Source organism: Anabaena sp. CCY 9910, assembly GCF_963920875.1.
GTDB lineage: Bacteria > Cyanobacteriota > Cyanobacteriia > Cyanobacteriales > Nostocaceae > Trichormus > Trichormus variabilis.
In genome coordinates this window covers 1-226 of sequence record NZ_CAWUDJ010000159.1, presented here as the reverse complement: position 1 = coordinate 226, position 226 = coordinate 1, and the positions used below count along the sequence as shown (strand labels likewise).

Sequence of the window (226 nt, the reverse complement as noted above, 5' to 3'; positions counted from 1 at the left end):
ACGGCGTCAGCACGAAGCTGAGGCAGGTCAGGACCACGCAGGCGACGGCCAGCGCCGCCACCGCCCGCACGCCCAGAAACCGCGTCGCCACCAGCATGACCGCCGTGTGGAAAATGGCCACGGCGACGGCGTAGTCGGTCAGGGTGTCGGCGATGAAGATGGCCGCGACGGCGAACACCAGGGCGGCCAACACGACGGCGTAATTCGATCTGATCCGTGCGGCGCT

The 226-nt window shown here is 68.6% G+C and carries 1 pseudogene; it reads right to left on the bottom strand.

From position 1 onward, the window contains the following. Positions 1-226: pseudogene (locus ACM5QX_RS29685) on the bottom strand (two-component sensor histidine kinase); the annotation flags it as partial.